The sequence below is a fragment of the Pseudonocardia cypriaca genome (assembly GCF_006717045.1).
In the GTDB taxonomy this organism is placed as follows: domain Bacteria; phylum Actinomycetota; class Actinomycetes; order Mycobacteriales; family Pseudonocardiaceae; genus Pseudonocardia; species Pseudonocardia cypriaca.
In genome coordinates this window covers 2829490-2850398 of record NZ_VFPH01000001.1, presented here as the reverse complement: position 1 = coordinate 2850398, position 20909 = coordinate 2829490, and the positions used below count along the sequence as shown (strand labels likewise).

Genomic DNA, 20909 nt, shown 5'->3' with positions numbered 1-20909 from the left:
GACCGGGCACGGGCGCACGCCGAATCCTTCGAAGGTCCGGGCGCCGGCGCGGCCGCCGCAGTCCCCGACCCTAGTGGATCCGCCCTGGATCCGACCCTGCCCCGGTGCGGCCGAACGGTCGCTGGACCGGTGGGTTGAGCGGCGGAGCGCCGAGGGGTGCACACTGCACGCCGTGCCCGTTCAGCTCGAGCGGCGGACCAGGTTGCCGCCGGACCCGCGATCTGCCGGTCGAGCCCGACGGATGCTCCAGGAAGCACTACGCGAGCTGGAGGAACCGGGCGACCCGCTCGGCAAGGGCGCTGCCGTCGACACCACCGCCGTCGACACCGCCGTCGACGCCGACCTCGTCGATACCGCCATTCTGCTGGCGAGCGAGCTGTGCGAGAACGCCGTCCTGCACGCGGGCACCGAGTTCGAGGTGGCCCTGACGGTCACCGAGGCCGACCTCACCGTCGCCGTCACCGACCGCGGGCCGGGCCCCCTCGAGCTGCACCTCGCCCAGCCCCGCCAGCGCTACGGCCGCGCGGCGAGCCACGGGCGCGGGCTCGCGCTCGTGCAGCGGCTGGCCACCACGTGGGGCACCCGGCACGAGTCCGACGGCCGGCACACCATCTGGTTCTCCCTCGCCCGCGAGGAGCGGCCCGCCGCCGCACCCGCGCCGCCCGCCCCGCCGGACGCGGAGCGGGTGTGGACCACCGCCGAGCAGGCCCGCTGGCTGCTGCACGTGCCGCCGGGGCTCGTCGACCGGCTCGAGCCGGCGGAGCTCGTCGCCGAGCTGGTGCGGAGACTGCGCGAGCTCCTCGACGCCGAGTCGGTGAGCGTGGAGGTCGACGAGGGCGACGGCACCGGCGCGCGCGAGATCGCCCGCGACGGCAGCCCCGACCGGGGGATCTCCACCGGCGGCGACATCGTCAGCGGCGTCGGCACCGAATCCGGCGACCGGGTGGAGGTGCGGCTGCCCACCACCGCGCCGCTGCGCGGGGTGCTGCGCGTCATGCACCGCCCGGGCCACCGGGGCACCGCCGACCCGGAGCGCACCCGCGACCTCACCGAGCTGATCGCCTACCGGGTGGCGATGGCGGTGGAGTCGCAGTGGCTGCGCGCTGTGGACCAGCGCAGGCGCTCGTGGATGACCTACCTCGCCGAGACCAGCGAGCTGCTCGGGCAGTCGCTCGACGTCGACCTCGCGGTGGCGGTGGTGCCCCAGGTCGTCGTGCCGCGGCTCGGTCGCTGGTGCGCCATCCACCTCGTCGAGCCATCCGGCGCGATGCGGCTGGCCGCCCTCACCCACGCCGACGAGGACGCCCTGCCGGAGCTGCGCGCCGTGCTCGACCCGGACGCCCGCCCCGGGCTGCCCACCGAGCTGCGCAACCGGCTCGCCGAGGTCGTGCGCAACGGCTCGTCGGCCATCCGGTTCGCCGTGCCGACCGACGGGATCGCGCTGCCGCTGCGCGCCCGCGGCCGCACTCTCGGCACCCTGCTCGTCGGCAGGCCACCGAACCGGCCGCACAGCCCCGAGGACGTCGTGCTCGCGGGCGACGTCGCCCGCCGCGCGGCACTGGCGATCCACAACGCGCAGAGCACCGGCGCGCACGTCGCGGTCTCCCAGGCGCTGCAGCAGGCGCTCCTGCCCCGCGCGCTGCCGGTCGTGCCCGGCGTCGACTTCGCGGCCGAGTACCTGCCCGCCAGCTCCGGCAGCGACGTCGGCGGCGACTTCTACGACGTGCTCACCATCGACCCGTCCAGCTGGCTCGTCTCGATCGGCGACGTGTGCGGCAAGGGCGCGCGGGCCGCGGCCCGCACCGGACTGGTCCGCGACGTGCTGCGGGTGCTCGTGCGGGACGACCGTTCCCTGCCGCACGCCATCGAGCGGCTCAACGAGGTCATGATCGAGGCCGGTGACCCGCTGCAGTTCTGCACGCTCGCCGCGGCGCGGGTGAGCAGGCGACACCGCGGCTCCGGCGGCGGGCAGGGGTCCTCCCGGGGCGGGCTCGAGGTCGAGCTCGTGCTCGCCGGGCACGTCCAGCCGGTGCTCGTGCGCGCGGACGGCACCGCCGAGCTGATCGGGACCTTCGGCACGGCCGTTGGGCTCGTCCCCACCGTCCGGCTCACCTGCACCCAGCACCGCGTCGGCCCCGGCGACACACTGCTCGTCTACACCGACGGCGTCACCGAGCGGCGGAGGGGCCGGGAGCAGTTCGGGGCGGAACGGCTGCTGAGGGTGGCGGCCCGGGCCGCGGGCCGTCCCGCCGTGCAAGTGGTGGGCGCCGTCCGGGAGGCGGTGGAGCGCTTCTCCGCCGAGCCCCTCGACGACGACGTGGCGCTGCTCGCAGTTCGTGCCGCGCCCTGACCGAACGGGTACGAGCAGCACCGGGTAACGCAGCCGCCCACGCGGCCGAGGCCACGCCCGGATAGGCCGGTCGGCCGTACCCTCGGCCGCCCGGCCGACGCATAGTGGAAGCGGCCCGAGACCGGCTCCCGATCAGCACGGAGGTGGAGCACTGGAGGCGAAGCGCAGCAGGCGGTCGGTACTCAGGGAGCTGCGTTCGTGGCCGACCATCGTGCTGACCCTGTTCTGCCTCGGCGTCGGCATCCCCGTCACGGTCGCGCTCACCCCGGCGCAGGACCTCGTGGTCTTCGGGCAGCACATCTCCGTCGGTGCCCGACCGCCGGACCTGTCCGTCGCCGGTCCGGCCCGGCTCGTGCAGGTCGGCAACACCGCACTCGACATCGACCAGATGCACGTCTACGGCCCGCTGCGCCCCGAGCTCACGATGGGCCCGGTACAGCGCAACGCCGCCGCGGCCGCCGTCTTCGACCCCGTCGCGGGCCCGCAGGCGCAGAACGACGCGATCACGGCCGTCACCCGCGGGTTCCTCACCTGGTACGTCCTCGGTGGCCTCGGCCTGCTGGCGTTCACGATCACGGCCGCGGCGGGCGCAGCCGGCATCCGCACCCTGGTCGTGCTGCGGCGCCAGAGCCGCGCCCAGGGCGGCGAGCACGCGCCGCTGCACGAGATCGTCTCCTACTGCGTGCGCGCCGCCCGCCGGATGACCGTGATCGCGCTGGTCACGGCGGTGACGGCCTGGCTGGTCTCCGGGGCGCTCGCGGTCACCGGGTCGGTGCAGGGCCTGCGGGGCGTCACCTCGCTGGCCCAGCTCGTCGGCGCGTACCACCTCACCCCCGACCCGGTCGGCCCGCCGATCATCGGTTTCGACGGCGCCGTCATCGGCGACTCGCGCGCGGCCCGCCTCGGCGGGCCACCCGTCGCCGACGGCACGCCGGACGACGTCGCGTGCCAGCGCAGCACCGACTCCCTGGCCGCGGAGATCGGCCACCTCCTCCCGGCGAAGGTGCTGAACCTGGCCTGTCCCAGCGCCACCATCACCAGCGGGCTGCGCGGGCCGCAGGATGCGGGCGGCCGGTCGGTACCCGCCCAGGTCGGCGTGCTCAAGCAGGTGCAGGGGCTGCGGTTCGTCGTGGTGGCGATCGGGCCCAACGACGTGGGCTGGATCGACTTCCTCCGCTACTGCTACGGCGTCCCCGACTGCTCGGACCGCCTCACCCAGGGCGAGTTCGACTACCGCCTCGCCGCGTTCGACCGGGTGTACGGCGACCTGCTGATCGACCTCAACGAGCTGCCCGGCCGGCCCCAGGTGATCGTCATGACCTCGTACGGCGCCTTCCCGCCCGACGCCGACTGCGCCGACACCCGCGCCGAGGGCTACCCCGGCCTGGACCCCGTCAAGATCGAACTGCTGAACGACCGGAACGAGCAGCTCAACGCGGTCCTCACCGCGGGAGCGCAGAAGTACGGCTTCGCCGTGGCCGACCCCCAGCTGGCCATGCTCTGCGAGAAGGGCCCGGGCATGAAGGACGGGGACGGGCTGGGGCCGGACCTGCAGGGCATGACCGACCCGTTCCCGTTCCACCCCACCGGGATCGGCTCGCTCCGGATGGCGTCGTCGGTGGTGCGGGAGATCGCGCCCCAGCCGGCGGGCTAGCGGCGTCAGAGGGTTCCCGAGGAGCCTCAGCCCGCTGGCGGGCCGAGTGCGGCCACCGCGTCGACGACGCCGTTGCCGTAGTAGCCGTTGAAGCTCGGCGAGCCCTCGCACGGCGCCGTCGGGGCGGGGGTGACCGGGCAAGCAGCCTTGCGCGCCGAACCGGTGAGGGCGCGCTCCACCGCGGCGGGATCCATGGTGAGCCCGCCCGGGTGCGCCGGGTCGGGCACGCCGAACTTGCTCACCACCAGCGCGGCCACGCCTGCGACGTGGGGCGCGGCCATGGAGGTGCCCTGCAGGTAGGCGTAGTAGCCGCAACCGTTCGCGCCGCACACGCGCTGCACGCCGCTCGCGGCGCCCTTCTGCGTGATCTCGCCGGCGGCGTCGACGTCGCCATCCTGCTGCAGGACGCTCTTCGGGTAGGTCGAGAGGATCATGTCCTCGGCCCCGCCGATGCCGCTGTTGCCGCCCGGGGCGGCCAGCGTGACCTGCTCGACGCCGTAGTTGGAGTACTCGGCCTTCTCGCCCCTCGGCCCCACGGCGGACACCCCGATCACGTGCGGGCCCTCCACCGGCAGGTCCGAGCACGTGGCGTTGTCGACCGGGCGCGCGTACTCCGTGCCCGCCGGGTAGTTGGGGCTGCTCGTGTCCTGGCGCGGGCGGCCGAGGTCCTCGTTCTCGTTGCCGAGCGAGCCGACCAGCGTGACGCCCTTGGCGTGCGCGTACTCGAGTGCCCGGTTCATCGCCTCGACGGTGGTGCGCTGCTCGATCCGCGCCGCGGGCGGGTCGGCCGGGTTGTCGATGCAGTTGTAGCGCCAGGGATCCACGTAGAACGACATGTTGATCACGTCGAGGCCGGCGTCGGCACCGTAGGTCAGGGCGTCGATCACGGGCTGGAGGAAGAACAGGCCCGCGTCCTGCCCGGCGCGGATGTTCACCAGCGTCACGTTCGGGGCCACCCCGGACACGCCGGACCCGTTCGCCGCCGCCGCGATCGTGCCCGCGACGTGCGTGCCGTGGCCGCCGCCGTCGTGGTCCGGCGGGTCGACGCAGCCGGCGACCTCGCACGGGCCGTCCAGCTCGGCCCCGGTGGGGTCGGCCGGGATGTCGGTGACGAAGTTGCGTGAGAGCCCGACGTCGAGGTTCGGGGCGATGTCGGGGTTGCTCCCGTCCACACCCGTGTCGAGGATGCCGACCAACACCCGCCGGTCGCCCGGCTGCACCGCTCGCGCGGCGTCCGCCCGGACCATCGACAGGCCCCACAGCCGGGTGTCGAGCGGGTCGAGCCCCGTTGGCCCGGCCGCGGCCGGCCCGGTGAGCGCGGCAGGCGCAGAAGGGACGGCCGGGACGGACTGGGCCTTGCCCACCACCTGGGCGCGCACGGCGCCGAAGACGCCCTCGATGGCCGACACCCGCTCGACGAACCCCGCGGGTGGGGCGTCCACCACGAGCGCGCTGACGGCCGGGGTCTCGCGCAGCAGGTGCCCGCCCGCGGCCTCGATCGCGGCGACGGCACCGTCGCGGGCCGATGGGCCGTCGAGCAGGACGGTGAAGGTGGCGTGCCCGGCCGGTACCGCGTCCGCGACGGTCGCCTGCGGCACCACCGGTGCTGCCGGGGCCGGTGCCAGCGAGGTCCCGCCCACGGTGGCGACGGCCACGAGGGCCGCCGAGACGGCCCACCCGACTGCGCGAGGGCTCTTCACGCGACCTCCCGGTTCCCCCGTGCCCCGGGATCCGGGGTCGGTCGATCACCTTAGGTCATCTGGCGGAACCGGCGGGTGACGGCACACTGACGGGGTGGCCTACTGGGTGCTGCACGTCGACCTGGACCAGTTCCTGGCCGCCGTCGAGGTCCTGCGCCACCCCGAGCTGGCGGGACGGCCGGTCGTCGTGGGCGGGAAGGGCGATCCGACCCAACGAGCCGTCGTGGCCACAGCGTCGTACGAGGCGCGCCGGTACGGGGTGCGGTCCGGGATGCCGCTCCGCACGGCCGCGAAGCGCTGCCCCGACGCCGTGTTCCTGCCGGCCGACAACGCGCACTACGAGGAGGCCTCCGAGGAGGTCATGGCGACGTTGCGGGACCGCCCCGGCGTCGTCGTCGAGGTGATGGGGTGGGACGAGGCGTTCGTCGGTGCCGAGAGCGACGACCCGGAGGCCCTCGCCCGCACCATCCGGGCCGACGTGCTGGAACGCACGCGGCTGCACTGCTCGGTCGGCATCGGCGACAACATGTTGCGCGCCAAGCTCGCCACCGAGTTCGCCAAACCGGGCGCCGGGGACGGCGTGTACCGCCTGACGGCGGGGAACTGGGCCGAGGTGATGTTCGACCGCCCCACGCAGGCGCTGTGGGGCATCGGCACGAAAACCGCCCGCAAGCTCGCCGACCGCGGCATCACCACCGTCCGGGAGCTGGCCGCCGCCGACCCGGCGGCGCTCGCCGCCGAGCTGGGCCCCGCACTCGGCCCCTGGTACGTGCAGCTGGGCCGCGGGATCGGCCGGGCGGTGGTGGAGGGCACGCCGTGGGTGCCGCGCTCGCGCAGCCACGAGACGACGTTCCAGGAGAACCTCACCGACTGGGCGGACGTCCGCACCGAGGTGGCCGCCCTCGCCCGGCGCGTGGCCGCCGAGATCGGCGACGCGGGACGCCCGGCTGCTCGGGTGGCGGTGAAGGTCCGCTTCGCACCGTTCTCGACCTACACGCGCAGCGCCACGCTCGACGCCCCCACCACCGACGCCGACCGGTTCGCCAAGGCCGCCCTCGACGTGCTCGAGCTGTTCAGCTCCCGGCGCCCCGTGCGCCTGCTGGGGGTACGAGCGGAATTCGGATGACGGGCTCCCCCGCCGCGCTCCGATACTGACGCGGTGACGGAGATGCGGAACGGCGCAGCCCGCGGGGACCAGCTGCCTCCCCTGCCACCCCCGGGTCCGGAGCGCTGGGGCGGCTCGCTCCGCTACCGCGACGCCGTCGTCGCACAGCCGCTCGGCTACCGGCCGCTGACGCTCGACCTCGTCGTGCCGGAGGCCGCCGGGCCGGTACCCCTGGTCGTCCACATCTACGGAGGGGGTTTCGCCACGGGCTCGCACAAGACCAACTCACTGGGCGCCCACCTCGTCGACCGGCTGCTCCCGCAGGGCGTCGCCGTCGCGGCCGTCCAGTACCGGCACAGCCGGGAGTCGCCCTTCCCCGCTCAGGTCCACGACGTCAAGGCCGCGGTGAGGTGGTTGCGCCACCACGCGGAGGTGCTGGGACTCCACCCCTCCCGCTTCGGCGCCTGGGGAGCGTCCTCGGGCGGCTACCTGGCCACCATGCTGGCGGTCACGGCGGACCACCCGGACCTCGACGGCAGCCTCGGGATCACCGGGCCCAGCAGCGCCGTGCAGGCGGCGGTCAGCTGGAGCGCACCGGTCGACTTCGCGCGGATGCCGCCTCCACCGGGCGAGTCGCCGCTCCACGCGCTCGGCGTCGACCCGCACGACTGGTTCCTCGGCGCCCGGGTCGCCGAGGCACCCCGCATCGCCAGGGCGGCCAGCTCCAGCACCTACGTCGGCGCAGGCGCCGCACCGCTCCAGCTGGCCCACGGTGAGCAGGACTCCGGGATCCCGATCGACCAGAGCGAGGAGATCGCAGCGGCCTACGAGCGGGTCGGGGCGACCGTTCAGCTGGTGCGGGTCCCGGGAGCGGGACACTTCTTCGCCGACGGGGACCGCCAACGACTCATCACCCTCGGGCTGGACTTCCTGCAGCGGCACATGCCCGAACGATGAGCCCGCGCCGCGCTGAGAAGCACCTCAGCCCGGTCCACGCATCGTCGGTCTCGTGGATCACAGCGCGGCGGTGGGGGCGGTGCGGCGGCACTTCGACCGGCTGGGTGAGCAGGGGCAGGGCCATCCGGACGCCGAGGCGAGCGACCGGGTGAGCCGCGAGGTCCACCGCCGGTTCCTGCGCCGGTTCGTCCCCCGGGGCGCGCGCGTGCTCGAGATCGGCGCCGGGGGCAACCGGTTCACCACCGAGCTCGCCGCGAGGGGCTGCCGCGTCGTGGTCACCGACCCGTCGTCCGCCCGGCTGGCCGCCCACGAGCGCAGGGTTCGCGGCACCCCGGCTGAGCGCAGCGTGCTGCGGCGCGAGGTGCTCGACGCCACGGACGTGAGCCGGTACGCCGACGGCGAGTTCGACGCCGTGCTCGCATACGGGGGGCCGCTGTCGAGCATCCGCGGCTGTGCGGCCGGCGCCCTGCGCGGGTTGCTGCGGCTCGTCGCACCGGACGGCGTCGTCGTCGCGTCGGCGCCCTCGCTGCTCGGGTCGTGGCGCCAGCAGCCGCCCGGCCTCGACGGGCGGCCGGAGCCGGCCGACCGCAGGTACCGGTGGTCGGAGGTGGTGGCGCTCGTCCACGAGGCCGGCGGGGAGCTCGTCGACGGGAGCGCGAGCAACTGGGCGTCGGCCGGGGACCCCGGCGTGCTCGCGCACCTCGCAGCCGACCGCGACCGCTGGCGCCGCTTCCTGGACCACGAGGTCGCGGCGTGCTCCGAGCCGGGGGCGCGGGACGGCGGCACGCACATCCTGTTCGCCGCCCGCCCTGCTTGATCGCTAACGTCCGGGGCGTGTACCCGCCCATCGAGCCGTACGACCACGGGATGCTCGACGTGGGCGACGGCAACCACGTCTACTGGGAGACCTGCGGCAACCCGGCAGGCAAGCCGGCGCTCGTCGTGCACGGCGGACCCGGCTCGGGCTGCCGACCGGGCCAGCGACAGGCGGTCGACCCGAGCCGCTACCGGGTGGTGCTGTTCGACCAGCGGGGCTGCGGGCGCAGCATCCCGCACGCGAGCGACCCGGCCACCGGGATGAGCGTGAACACCACCGCGCACCTCGTCGCCGACATGGAGCGGCTGCGCGAGCACCTCGGCATCGACCGGTGGCTGCTGCACGGCGGGTCGTGGGGGTCCACGCTGATCCTCGCCTACGCGCAGCGGCACCCGCACCGCGTCTCGGAGATCGTGATCGCGAGCGTCACCACCACGCGGCGGTCGGAGATCGACTGGCTCTACCGCGGCGTCGGGCGCTTCTACCCGGAGGCCTGGGAGCGCTTCCGCCAGAGCGTGCCGCCCGGCGAGCGCGACGGCGACCTCGTGGCCGCGTACGCGCGCCTGGTGGAGCACCCGGACGCCGCCGTCCGGCAGCAGGCCACCCTGGACTGGCTCGCCTGGGAGGACGCGGTCATCTCCGCGGAGCCCAACGCCCGCACCGGCGCCTACGGCGACCGCCCGCCGGCGGCCCAGCTGGCGTTCGTGCGCATCTGCGCCCACTTCTTCTCCCACGGTGCCTGGCTGGAGGAGGGCGCGTTGCTGCGCGACGCCGGCCGGCTAGCCGGCATCCCGGGGTTCCTCGTCCACGGCCGCCTCGACATGGGCGGACCGCCCAGCACGGCGTGGGAGCTGGCCCGGGCGTGGCCGGACGCCGCGCTGGTGATCGTCGAGGACTCCGGCCACACCGGCAGCGACACGACGCGCGCACACATCACCGCCGCCCTGGACCGCTTCGCCCGCCGCTGACGGCTCCCCCGCTCCGGCGCGCCCACGCGGCCAGCTCCGTCCAGCCCATCCCCTCGACCGTCCCCCCGGCGTCGACCGCGCTGAACCGGCCGGGCCCGGTGAGCGTCACCGTCGAAGCGGCCCCCTCCGGCACCACGCTCCAGCCCTCCCGCGTGAGCAGCCTGGCCACGAGCGCCGACTCCGGCTCGGGTGCGACCACCGCGACCGGTGTCCCGCCGGGCGCCGGCCGGATCGTGAAGGCGCCCGCGACTGCGTCGAACGCGAGGCCGGGCGCGTCGAACACCTCGCCGACCGCCCCGCAGGCCACCAGCGCCTCGGGCGGCCCGGTCCGCAGGCTCCCGTCGCGGTCGAGTAGCCACACCTGGTCGGCCACCCGCAGCGCGGGCTCCAGGTCGTGGGTGGACACCAGCACGCACAGCCCGTCGTCGCGGGCGAGACGTCGCAGGAGGCCGAGCAGCCCGACGCGGGCGGACACGTCGAGGAACGCCGTCGGCTCGTCCAGCAGCAGCACGGCAGGCTCCTGGGCCAGCGCGCGGGCGACGAGTACGCGCTGGCGCTCCCCGTCGGACAGCTCCGCCACCCGCCGCCCGGCGAGCTGCCCGGCCCCCGCCGCCTCGACGGCCGCGGCCACCACGGCCCGGTCGGCGGCACGCAGCGCTCCAGTCGGACCGGTGTGCGGGTGGCGGCCGAGCGCGACGAGGTCCTCCACCGACAGCAGGCCCGGCTCGACGCGCTCGGTGAGCACCACCGCGAGCCGGCGGGCGCGCTCTGCGGGCGGCAGGGCCGCGAGGTCGGCGCCGTCCAGCGAGACGCTGCCGGCCAGCGGCGGGAGTAGGCCCGCGACGGTGTGCAGGAGGGTGGACTTCCCGGTGCCGTTCGGGCCGACCAGCACGGTCAGCTCGCCGGCCGCGGCTCGGGCGGACACCCCGGCCAGCACGGTCCGGGACGAGCGCCGTCCGGCCCGGTACCCGACCGAGAGCGCGTCGAGAACGATCACGGCGCCGCCGTTCACGAGACCGCGACCGCGAACCGCCTGCTCCGCAGCAGCACCGCGATCACCACCGGGGCGCCGACCAACGACGTCACGACGTTCAGCGGCACCACCACCTCGGTGCCCGGCGGGTGTCCCGCCACCACGCAGGCCAGCACCACCGCGGCCCCGACCAGCGCCGCGACGGGGAGCAGCACGCGGTGGTCGGAGGTGTCGACGAGCAGCCGGGCCAGGTGCGGCACCGCGATCCCGACGAACGCGATCGGCCCGCAGAACGCGGTGACCCCGCCACCGAGGAGCGCGACCGCGAGCACGACCATCGCCCGCAGCCGCCGGACCGGCACCCCGACGCTGCGCGCGTGCGCCTCCCCGAGCAGGAGCGCGTTCAGCGGCTTCACCGAGAACGCCGCCACGGCGAGCCCCGCGGCCACGACGGGCGCGAGCACAGCGAGGTCGGCCCGGCTCGTGCCGTCCACGCTGCCCAGCCCCCACACGACGAACTGCTGGGCGATCCGCGGGTCGCTCCACACGAGCACGAGGCTCACGACCGCGGTGGTCGCGGCGCCCACCATCACGCCGACCACCAGGAGCGTCACCACCGAGCGCACCCAGCGGGCGAGCACGAGCACCAGGCCCAGTACCGCCGCCGCACCCAGCGCCGCGGCACCGACGGCGCCCAGCCGGCCCACGCCCGCGAGGCCCTCGGTGAACGAGGCACCGCCGACCGCGGCGAGCGACAGCGCCACCCCCAGCCCGGCCCCTGAGCTCACGCCGAGCACGTACGGGTCGGCGAGCGGGTTGCGGAAGAGCGTCTGCACGAGTGCGCCCGCCACCCCGAGCGCGGCCCCGACAAGGACCGCGGTGAGCGCGCGCGGGAGCCGCACGGTGCCGATCAGCACGCTCCACCTCGGGTCCGACGGCGTGGCGCCCGCGAGCACCCGCACCGTGTCGGCCGGCGGGACGCTGACCGGGCCGAGCGCGACGGCCAGCACGAACAGCACGACCGCGACCGCGCCGGTTCCGGCCAGTAGCGCGCGCCGTCGCGTCACGACACCCGCCGCAGGTAGGTGTACGCGTGCCCGGGCAGCAGGTCCGGGTGCAGCACCGCGACCAGGTCGGCGAGCTGCTCGTCGGGACGGGTCACACCGCGCTCGTGCAGCTCGTTGCCACCGGTCGGGCCGATCCGCCGGTCGCGGTTCCACACCTGGCCGGTCCGCACGGCCGCCAGCTCCCCGTAGCGCGGGTCGGCCGCGGTGACGTCGGCGAGCGTCGGCCACGGCCCGTCGGCGATCCAGATCGGGGCCGCCCCGTCGGCGGTGTAGACGCTCTCGAAGTCCTTCGGGATGCCGCCCCGTGCCGGGTTGCCCGCCTCCGACCAGGTGGCGCCCGCGTCGCGCAGGAGCGCACCCGCGGTGCTCCCTCCGGTCGGTACCCGCCAGCCGCCCTCGTAGAGCTGACCGGCCAGCACCGGGACGGGCCCAGACGTGTGGACCGCGCCCGATGCAAGCGCGGCGAGGTCCCGGTAGCGCGTCTCGATGGCGGTGAACACCTGCTCGGCCTCGGCCTCCCGCCCGGTCAGCACACCCATCACCTTGATCCACTCGGCCTGCGCGAGCGGACCGCTCTCCAGGTACTCCGCCCAGCCGAGCACGGGGATCCCCGCCTCGCGCAGCGTGGGGAACGCGGGGTCGTCGGTGCCCTGGCTGAGCAGCACGTCCGGCGCGGCCGCCACCACGCGTTCGATGTCGACCTGCCCGCTGGTGGCGAACCCGGCCACCCGCCCGGCGTCGATCCGCGCCCGCACCTCGGGCCCGGAGACGAAGTCCGGCGTGCCGACGCCGGTGAGCACGTCGAGGGCGCCGATGTCGACGATCATCGGCAGCTGGGTGGTGGATGCGGCGTACACGCTGCGCACCGGTACCTCGATCACCGGCGCCCCGGCGAGCTCGGGGGGCAGCGCAGGCGCCGGAGCGCCGCAGGGCACCAGCACGGTCGACTCCGGCGGACCACCCGGGAACGGCTGGGCGACGGTCAGCACGCGGTAGCCACCAGCTTCGCGCACCGAGACGTTGGTGGCGTGCCGCAGCTCCACGGGCGCAGCCGCAGAGCTCGGCGGACAGTCCGTGGAGGGGTCTGCCGGTGCGGCCCCCGGTGCGGCGCAGGCGGCGACCACCAGCAGCACCAGCACGGCCAGCAGCGGTGCGACTCCGCGCAGCACGGCTCTCCTCACAGGCGGGGCGGGCGAGGCGTAGATCGTTCACGGGCCGCAGACACGCGGGCGGTCACCCAGGCCACCGCCTCCTCCACACTCGCGACAGCCGGCGCGTCCGGTGCCGGCGGGCGGGCGATCAGCACGACGGGCAACCCCAGCTCGCGCGCGGCCACCAGCTTCGCGGCGGTCAGCTCTCCCCCGCTGTCCCGCGCGACGAGCACCTCGATCCGATGCTCGCGCAGCAGCGCGCGCTCGGCGTCGGCCGTGAACGGGCCGCGTGCGAGCACGAGGTGGTGGCGGGGCGGGAGCGGCGGGGGCGGCGGGTCGACCGCACGCAGCAGGCACCACGCGTCGATGCCGGCGAGCGCGGCGAGGTCACCGGCGCCGGTGGCTAGGAACACCCGGCTGCCCAGCCGGGGCGCCAGCGCGGCGGCACCCCGCGCGTCGGGCACCCGGTGCCAGCGGTCCCCCGGCCCCTCGGTCCAGCCGGGCCGCCGCAGCACGACGAGGGGCACACCTGCGGCGGACGTGGCGGCCACCGCGTTGGCGGTCATGCGGGCGGCGAACGGGTGCGTCGCGTCCACCACCACGTCCGTGCCGTGCTCGCGCAGCCACCCGGCGAGGCCCTCGGCGCCGCCGAACCCGCCGATCCGGACCTCGCCGCACGGCAGTCGCGGCACCGCGACCCGCCCGGCGAGCGAGGAGGTCACGGCGAACGCGCCGTCGCGGTGCAGGACGGCGGCGAGGCGGCGCGCCTCCGCCGTGCCGCCGAGCACCAGCACGCTGGTCGGACTCACGGGCTGCGCCGCCGCAGCAGGTAGGTGTCCATGATCCAGCCCTTGCGGGAGCGCAGCTCGCCGCGCCGCCGCACGATCTCCGCCTTCACGTCCCGGAGCGGGCCGTGCACGAGCACCTCGTCGGGGGTGCCGAGGTAGGCGCCCCAGTAGATGTCCCAGAGGTCCCCCGGCAGCGCGGCGAAGGCGTCCACCGCGTCCAGCATCACGACGACGTCGTCCGCCCCCGGCGGCGGGCCCTCCTCGGCGAGCCTGCGTCCCGTCGTGACGGTGACCGGCCGCCCGACCCGGTTCAACGCGATCCGGTGCCCGGCGGCGAGCGCCTGCACGGCGCTGATCCCCGGGATCGAGACCACCTCGAACTCGACGGCGCCGCGGTTCCGGATCCGCTCCAGGATCCGCAGCGTCCCGTCGTAGAGCGCCGGATCGCCCCACACGAGGAACGCGCCGCACCCGTCGTCCGCGAGCTCGTCGGCGAGCATCCGCTCGTAGACCGCCGCCCTGCGCTCCTGCCAGTCGGCAACAGCACCCGCGTACCGTCCGGTCGGCGCGCTGCGGTCCCGCTCGGGATCGCGCGCCGTCACCACCCGGTGCGGCCGCGTGACGTGGCGGGCGAGCAGCGTGGCGCGCAGCGCGGCCAGCTCGGCCTTCGCCTCGCCCTTGTCGATCGTGAAGAACACGTCGACCCGGTTCATCGCGGCGACCGCCTGCAGCGTGAGGTGCTCGGGGTCGCCCGCGCCGATGCCGATCACGTAGACCGTGCGCACCGCCTCCCCCTATCCCGCGTCCGGGGCGTCGGGCGGCGGGACGTCCGGCACGCGCAGCACCAGCGTGCTCGGGTCGACGCGGATCGAGAGCTCCTGCGCGTCGCCGACCGGGTCGCCGTCGACCTGGCACGGCTGGGGAGCCTCGGTGCGGATCACGATCGAGCGGGCCTGCCAGTGCTCGACGCGCTCGTGGCCCCTGGGGCGCTTCGTGATCACGCGCAGGGCCACCGCGACCCAGCCCGCGAGCGTGCCCGGCGCGAGGCTCACCACGTCGAGGACACCGTCGTCGATCCTCGCGCGCGGCATGAGCACGAGCCCGCCGAGCAGCGTGCCGCTGTTGCCGACGAGGACGGTGCGGGTGCGGCGGCGCAGCGGCGGGCCGTCGTCGAGGCTGAGGGTCACGCGGATGCGCCGGCCGCGCATGGCGCGCAGGCCGGAGATCACGTAGGCGAGCGGACCGACCTTGACCTTCAACGCCTCCGGCGTGCTCTCCATGATCGCGGCGTCGAAGCCGGTGCCGGCCATCACGAGGAACACCCGCTCCTCCTGCGAGCCGTCGATCCGGATGCGGCCGACGTCGATCGCTCGGTCGTCACCCGTGAGCGCCACGCGGGTGGCGTCCGCAACGCCGTCCGGGGTACCGACGGTGCGGGCCAGCAGGTTCCCGGTGCCCGCGGGCACCAGGCCCATCGCCACGCCGGTGCCGGCCAGCGCCTCGGCCACCGAGCGGACGGTGCCGTCCCCGCCGCAGGCGAGCACCACGTCGGCGCCCTTGTCGATCGCGAGCTTCGCCTGCCCGGTCCCGGGATCCTCGACCGTGGTCTCGAGCCACAGCGGCTCGGCCCAGCCGAGGCCCGTGCAGACCGCCTCGATCCGCTGCTGCGTGCCCGGCTCGATCTTCGTGGGGTTCGCCACCACGGCGGCGAGCGGGCGGTCCTCCGGCTCGGCGGGCAACGGGTCGTGGTCGGGGGCGCGCCTGCGCCCCCGCAGCACGACGACACCCGCGAGCAGCCCCAGTACCGGCAGCGCCGCGAGCGCGAAGACCCACCACTCGGTCACGGCGGAACCCTATGCGCCGCTGCCGCTCCCGGCGCGCGGTGTAGGCCACACGACCCGACGGCGTACTCCACCGCGTGACGCACGCCGCAGAGCAGGCCGCTCCGGGGCTGGTCAGGCCGAGATGAGGGTGTGCGGGTCGGCGTAGGGCAGGCCCAGGTCGTGGGCGACCTGCAGGTTGGTGAGCGCCCCGTGGTGCGTCGAGAGACCGCCCGCCAGGGCGGCGTCCGCCGCGAGTGCGTCGGACCAGCCCAGGTTCGCCAGCCGCAGCACGTAGGGCAGCGTGGCGTTCGTCAGCGCGTAGGTGGAGGTGTGCGGCACGGCGCCGGGCATGTTGGCCACGCAGTAGAACACCGAGCCGTGGACGATGTAGGTCGGGTCGGCGTGGGTGGTCGGCCGCGAGTCCTCGAAGCAGCCGCCCTGGTCGATCGCGATGTCGACGAGCACGGAGCCGGGCTTCATCCGCCGCACGAGGTCGTTGCTGACCAGCCGCGGGGCGCGGGCGCCCGGCACGAGGACGGCGCCGATCACGAGGTCGGCGTCGAGGCAGGCCTTCTCCAGCTCGTGGCTGTTGGAGGCGACGGTGCGGACCCGGCCCGCGTAGCGGTCGTCGACCTGGCGCAGCTTGCCGAGGTCGAGGTCGAGCACGGTGACGTCGGCGCCGAGCCCGACGGCCATGGCCACCGCGTTCTGCCCGGCCACCCCGGCGCCGATCACGACGACGTTGGCCGGCCGCACGCCGGGCACCCCGCCCAGCAGCACGCCACGCCCGCCGGCCGCACGCATCAGGGCGTTGGCGCCGGCCTGCGGCGCGAGCCGGCCCGCAACCTCGCTCATCGGGGCGAGCAGCGGGAGGCTGCCGTCGGGCAGGCGCACGGTCTCGTAGGCGATCGCCGTGGTCCCCGCGTCGAGCAGGGCCTGGGTGCACTCCTTGGACGCGGCGAGGTGCAGGTAGGTGAACAGCACCTGGTCGCGGCGCAGCCGGTGGTACTCCTGCTCGATCGGTTCCTTCACCTTGAGCAGCAGGTCGGCGGCGGACCACACCTCGTCGGCGGTGGTGACGATGTGGGCACCGACCGCCTCGAAGTCGGCGTCGCTGATCGAGCTGCCGACGCCGGCGCCGCGCTCGACGAGCACGTGATGCCCGGCGCGGGTGAGCTCCTGGGCGCCTGCCGGGGTGAGCGCAACCCGGTACTCGTGGTTCTTGACCTCGCGGGGAACACCGATCCTCATGGACCGAGGATGAAGATACTGCTGACGAGCGGCAACTTCTCCGGCAGGAGATTCGGTAGATTGCGCCGATGCCGCTACCACCTGCAGGGACACGCCCCGAACGGGCGCTCCGGCCGCAGGACGTTCGCCTCGACCTCACCGACCGGGCGATCCTGCGGGTCCTCGCCGACGACGCCCGCATCTCCAACAAGGAGCTGGCCGACCGCGTCGGCATCGCCCAGTCCACCTGCCTCGCCCGCGTCCGCGCCCTGCTGGCGAACGGGGTGATCCGCGGCTTCCACGCCGACATCGACCCGCGCGCCCTCGGCCACGACCTCGAGGCCATGATCGCCATCCGGCTCCAGCCGCACGCGCGCGGCAGCCTCAACGAGCACGTCGCGGCCCTGTCCCGGCGCCCCGAGGTGCTGGACGTCTACTTCGTCGCGGGCGCCAACGACTTCCTGCTGCACGTCGCCACCGCCAGCACCGACGCGCTGCGGGCGTTCGTTGCCGACCACCTCAACCGCGACTCCGCCATCGCCGGCACCGAGACCAACCTCATCTTCGAGCACACCAGGGCGGCCGGCAGACGCGGGATCTGAGCTCCCGAATGATCCGCCCGGCCCCGTACGATCTGAGGCCATGAGTCCGGGGGGAAACGTGGACGTCGATCCTGTCGAGGAGTTCCCGCTCCTCTCACGCCTGTTGGCAGCCGCGGCCGAGCGGGGCGAGGGCACCGTTCTCGGGCTCGTCCCGCCGGGGCGGTCGCGGATCGGGCGCGTCTCGCGGGTCGACCCGGCCACGTTCGCCGAGCGGCTCGCAGCGGCCTACCGGGAGCGCTCGCCCTCGATGGTCCGCTACGCCACGCGCAAGGTCGGCGACCAGGGCCGCGCAGAGGACGTCGTGCAGCGGGCCTTCGAGAAGATCCTGCGCAGGCAGCAGGGCGACCCGCCCGAGATCACCAACATGCAGGCGTACGTGCTCACGGCCGTCTGCAACGAGATCAACCGCGAGCTGCGCGAGGTGATCCCGGCCCGCGCCAACGTCAGCATCGACGATCCCGATCGCGGCGACGACACCCCGAGCGCGCCGGTCGACGTCTCCACGCAGGTCGCCGACGCCGCGCTGCTGCGCGACGCGCTGGCCGCGCTCTCGCCCCGCGAGCGCGAGGCCGTCGTCATCCGGATGCAGTGGCAGCTGTCCGTGGCCGAGGCCGCCGAGCTGATGCAGCTGTCCACCGGCGCCGTGAAGCGCTACACCTCCGACGGGCTGCGCCGGTTGCGCGAGCGCCTCGACCCGGCCTTCGTCGCCTGAGCTACTGCCCGAGGAACTCGGCCAGCCCCGCGAGCAGGCGGTCGACGTCGCCGTCGTCGACGTAGGGCGCGAGGCCGATCCGGAGTGAGCCCGTGTCCCCGAGGCCGAGGCGGCGGGACGGCTCCAGGGCGTAGAACGCGCCCGCCGGGGCGTGCACGCCGCGTTCGGCGAGGAACGCGTACGCGGCGGCGGGCTCCCGGTCGGCGAACGTGACGAGCAGCGTGGGCGTGCGGTGCGCCGCCCGCGACAGCACGGTGACGCCCGGCAGCTCGGCGAGACCGGCTTCGATCCGCTCGCGGAGCCGGTCCTCGTGGGCCCCGATCGCGCCGAGGGCCGTCACGAGCCGATCCCGCCGGGTATCGCCGGTGCCGAGCCCGGCGAGGAAGTCGATCGCCGCAGTGGTGCCCGCGAGGAGCTCGTAGGGCAGCGTTCCGAGCTCGAAGCGCTCCGGCACGGCGTCGGGTGAGGGCAGCAGCTTCTGCGGGTGCAGCCGCTCCAGCACGGCGGGTGCCGCGGCGAGCACCCCGCAGTGCGGGCCGAGGAACTTGTACGGGGAGCACGCGAAGAAGTCCGCGCCGAGCGCCTCGACGTGCACGGGGAGGTGCGCGGCCGCGTGCACGCCGTCGACGTAGGCGAGCGCGCCCGCGCTGTGCGCCAGATCGGTGATCGCGCGCACCGGCGGGCAGGTGCCGAGCAGGTTCGACGCGGCCGTCACGGCGACGAGCCGCGTGCGCGGCGACAGGACCTCCGCGACGGCCTCTGCGGGGAGCTCCGCGGTGGCCGGGTCGAACTCGGCCCAGCGCACGCGCGCACCCACGGCCTCCGCGGCGAGCACCCAGGGCCGGACGTTGGCGTCGTGGTCGAGCGAGGTGACCACGACCTCGTCGCCGGGCGCCCAGGTGGCGGCGAGCGTGCGTGCGACGTCGAAGGTGATCTGGGTCATGCTCCGGCCGAAGACGACCCCGCCCGGGTCGGCGCCGAGCAGATCGGCGACGGCCCGGCGGGCGGCCACGACGATGTCGTCGGCGGCGCGCTCGGCGGCGGTGACCCGGCCGCGGTTGGCCAGCGGCGCCACCAGCGTGCCGGCCACCGCGTCCGCCACCTCGGCGGGAACCTGGGACCCGCCAGGACCGTCGAAGTGGGCGTAGCCCGCCCTCAGGGCCGGGAAGTGTGCGCGAACCGCCGCGACGTCGTAGACCACCCCGTCACCCTGTCATGCGCCGGGGCCGGCGATCACCAGTCCTCTGGCTCGGCGCCGCCCTCGGACCCGGGGGCCCGGTGCCGGCCCTCGCGCAGCCCGCGCTGGTAGGTGCTGAGCCGGTCCCGGACCCGGTCGGGCGCGCGGTCGGCGGGGGTGGCCTGCTGGCTGCCGTTCCGGCCGTTCTGCTCGGTCGAGCGCGGCGGCGGCACGAGCTGGTTGCCCGGGCGGCGCCGGGGCAGGCCGCTGGCCGTGGTGGGGAGCTCGGGTTCGGGGCGGGCGGCGCGGGCGGCGGCCTCGCGCCACTCGTCGTCCTGCGGGGTCTGCCAGTCGAGCGGGCCGGTGCCGCCCTGCCCGCCGCCCGCTTCGTCCTCGCGGAACCACGCGGACGCGATCGCCTCGAAGATCGGGGTGGCGTACCGGTCGTCGATCGGCTCGAGGGGCAGGTCGAGCAGCGGACCGAACAGCTCGTCCACCTGGGAGGAGGACGACGGCGAGTAGGCGGGCGCGTCGTCGAACGACAGCGACGGCCGTCCGTTGCCGTGGCCGTTGCTCGGCTCCACCACCGGGCCCGGCACCGGCGTGCTGGAGCCGTTGATGCCGCTCGGCGCATGTCCGTTGAGGCCACCGGCGTCGAAGCCGAACTCGTACGCCGACAGCGACGACAGCCCGGTGCGGTCCACCACCGGCTCCGGCGGGGGAAGCGGCGGTTCCTCCACCGTGACCACCGCCGGGGGGCAATGGACGCTCGCGACCAGCCCGGATCCGGTGGGCGGAGGGCCGCTGGGCGGACGGCGGAGCGTCACCCCGTAGCGGGAGCGGTGGGCGAGCTGCTCGGCAGCGGCTGCGGCCCGGCGACCGCCGAACCCGTCCGGGTCGTGGCGGGCCGCCCCGTTGACGAACGCGTCGACGGTGACGCCACGGTTGCCGGGCTCCACGCGGGCGACGAGCTCGATGCGAGCGCCCGGGTAGACCGCGGTGACGTGGTCGACGAGCTCGGCGAGCACGTGCACGAACTCCACCGCCGCCGCAGGCTCGACGAGGGCGGCCGGGGCGGGCCGCACGTCGACCCGGCTGGGCTCCTCGGCGAGGGCGGCGGCGTCGGCGGCGAGATCGCCGAGCCTGCGCGGCCCCGCCGACGCCGCACCGGGCTCATGGCCGGCGAGCAGCAACAGGCTCTCGGTGTCGCGCCGCATCCGGAGCGCGGTGTCATGCAGCTCGGGAAGGCCGGGCGGCTCGGAGTAGAGCTGCTCGGTGCGCAGCCGCTCCAGCAGCCAGATGTGCCGATCGAGCCTGGCCTGCAACCGCCGCGCGACCCCCGCGGCGGCATCGTCACCAACACCACGATCGCCGGCATCCCAGCGGCCGGTGCCCGCTGCGGATCCGAGGTGCGCGAGGTAGCCCGAGTCTCCCTCGTAACCCCTGTCCACCAGTCGGTCCTCTCCAACGGGTCGATGCCTCGCGCCGGCTCACGTCGAAGAGGCGTGACTCCCATCACGCTGCGGGCGGCGTGACCGGCTGCCCTGGCGACGCACGCTACCTCCCGACGGGCTCCCGCCGAACGCCAGCGGGGAGAGTGCGCTCAGGGCACGCCCTCATGCGGCGGGCGGCCCGGACCACTCCTGACCTGCACAGGACGGCACGCACCGTAGCCCATTCGGGTGCCTCACGCCTACCGGCGACTGGCGAGCGGCCGACTCGCCGCGGTCGAGTGGTAGAAGCGGTCACCGCCGATGAGTTCGGCTGCCGCGGGAGGTCACAAGTCTGCGCCAGGCGTGTCCGAACGCCTCGGACGACCGAACTGCGAGGAGGCT

At 75.2% G+C, this 20909-nt stretch carries 18 protein-coding genes; 8 read left to right on the top strand and 10 right to left on the bottom strand.

Annotation, left to right across the window (positions count from 1 at the left end):
* Positions 1–241: 241 nt before the first annotated feature.
* Positions 242–2350 carry a SpoIIE family protein phosphatase gene (locus tag FB388_RS13585; protein WP_142100883.1) on the top strand — a complete coding sequence of 703 codons (2109 nt, stop codon included), beginning with the start codon at positions 242–244 and terminating at the stop codon, positions 2348–2350.
* A 211-nt stretch (positions 2351–2561) separates the two neighbouring features.
* Entirely contained in the window at positions 2562–4004 is a 1443-nt protein-coding gene (locus FB388_RS13580; RefSeq protein ID WP_211361896.1) for a GDSL-type esterase/lipase family protein, read from the top strand.
* A gap of 26 nt (positions 4005–4030) precedes the next feature.
* On the opposite strand, the gene FB388_RS13575 is transcribed toward FB388_RS13580, so the two are convergent.
* Entirely contained in the window at positions 4031–5704 is a 1674-nt protein-coding gene (locus FB388_RS13575; RefSeq protein WP_246121891.1) for a S8 family serine peptidase, read from the bottom strand.
* A gap of 94 nt (positions 5705–5798) precedes the next feature.
* Between FB388_RS13575 and FB388_RS13570 the strand changes: the two genes are divergently transcribed.
* From FB388_RS13570 to pip, 4 genes are read left to right on the top strand one after another with little or no spacing between them, the layout of a single operon-like run.
* The gene (locus FB388_RS13570; RefSeq protein ID WP_142100879.1) at positions 5799–6830 is read left to right on the top strand and encodes a DNA polymerase IV; all 1032 of its coding nucleotides are present in this window, start codon (positions 5799–5801) and stop codon (positions 6828–6830) included.
* Between the two features lie 42 nt (positions 6831–6872).
* Positions 6873–7766 (top strand): alpha/beta hydrolase, encoded by an 894-nt coding sequence (locus FB388_RS13565; protein WP_246122102.1) that lies wholly within the window; start codon positions 6873–6875, stop codon positions 7764–7766.
* A 52-nt stretch (positions 7767–7818) separates the two neighbouring features.
* Positions 7819–8583 (top strand): class I SAM-dependent methyltransferase, encoded by a 765-nt coding sequence (locus tag FB388_RS13560; protein WP_170225597.1) that lies wholly within the window; start codon positions 7819–7821, stop codon positions 8581–8583.
* A 17-nt stretch (positions 8584–8600) separates the two neighbouring features.
* Positions 8601–9551, top strand: a complete 951-nt coding sequence (gene pip / locus FB388_RS13555) for a prolyl aminopeptidase (protein WP_142100873.1) — start codon at positions 8601–8603, stop codon at positions 9549–9551.
* Here the strand turns inward: pip and FB388_RS13550 are convergent.
* From FB388_RS13550 to ald, 7 genes are all read right to left on the bottom strand, one after another.
* Positions 9517–10548: an ABC transporter ATP-binding protein gene (locus FB388_RS13550; RefSeq protein WP_211361895.1), complete on the bottom strand. Its 1032-nt coding sequence runs from the start codon at positions 10546–10548 to the stop codon at positions 9517–9519. The genes pip and FB388_RS13550 overlap by 35 nt on opposite strands.
* Positions 10549–10559: 11 nt before the next feature.
* Positions 10560–11591, bottom strand: coding sequence for a FecCD family ABC transporter permease (locus FB388_RS13545; RefSeq protein WP_142100871.1), 1032 nt, complete (start codon positions 11589–11591; stop codon positions 10560–10562).
* Positions 11588–12760, bottom strand: a complete 1173-nt coding sequence (locus FB388_RS13540; protein ID WP_211361894.1) for an ABC transporter substrate-binding protein — start codon at positions 12758–12760, stop codon at positions 11588–11590. The genes FB388_RS13545 and FB388_RS13540 overlap by 4 nt, the downstream gene beginning before the upstream one ends.
* Positions 12761–12768: 8 nt before the next feature.
* Entirely contained in the window at positions 12769–13551 is a 783-nt protein-coding gene (locus tag FB388_RS13535; protein ID WP_246121889.1) for a cobalt-precorrin-6A reductase, read from the bottom strand.
* On the bottom strand, positions 13548–14315 hold the full coding sequence (cobF, locus tag FB388_RS13530; RefSeq protein WP_142100867.1) for a precorrin-6A synthase (deacetylating): 768 nt from the start codon (positions 14313–14315) through the stop codon (positions 13548–13550). Before cobF ends, FB388_RS13535 begins: the two co-directional genes overlap by 4 nt.
* 9 nt (positions 14316–14324) lie before the next feature.
* Positions 14325–15374 (bottom strand): diacylglycerol/lipid kinase family protein, encoded by a 1050-nt coding sequence (locus tag FB388_RS13525; RefSeq protein ID WP_211361893.1) that lies wholly within the window; start codon positions 15372–15374, stop codon positions 14325–14327.
* A 111-nt stretch (positions 15375–15485) separates the two neighbouring features.
* On the bottom strand, positions 15486–16604 hold the full coding sequence (ald, locus tag FB388_RS13520) for an alanine dehydrogenase (protein WP_142100866.1): 1119 nt from the start codon (positions 16602–16604) through the stop codon (positions 15486–15488).
* A 68-nt stretch (positions 16605–16672) separates the two neighbouring features.
* On the opposite strand from ald, the gene FB388_RS13515 reads away from it, so the two are divergent.
* Both FB388_RS13515 and FB388_RS13510 read left to right on the top strand, forming a co-directional pair.
* The gene (locus FB388_RS13515) at positions 16673–17185 is read left to right on the top strand and encodes an Lrp/AsnC family transcriptional regulator (RefSeq protein WP_142100864.1); all 513 of its coding nucleotides are present in this window, start codon (positions 16673–16675) and stop codon (positions 17183–17185) included.
* A gap of 40 nt (positions 17186–17225) precedes the next feature.
* A complete protein-coding gene (locus FB388_RS13510; protein WP_142100861.1) occupies positions 17226–17897 on the top strand; it encodes an RNA polymerase sigma factor in 672 nt (223 codons plus the stop codon).
* A 1-nt stretch (position 17898) separates the two neighbouring features.
* Here FB388_RS13510 and FB388_RS13505 read toward each other — a convergent pair whose 3' ends face one another.
* Complete coding sequence (locus tag FB388_RS13505; RefSeq protein ID WP_142100859.1) at positions 17899–19098, bottom strand: cysteine desulfurase-like protein; 1200 nt, start codon at positions 19096–19098, stop codon at positions 17899–17901.
* 32 nt (positions 19099–19130) lie between these two features.
* Positions 19131–20525, bottom strand: a complete 1395-nt coding sequence (locus FB388_RS13500) for a hypothetical protein (protein WP_142100857.1) — start codon at positions 20523–20525, stop codon at positions 19131–19133.
* Between the last annotated feature and the right edge of the window lie 384 nt (positions 20526–20909).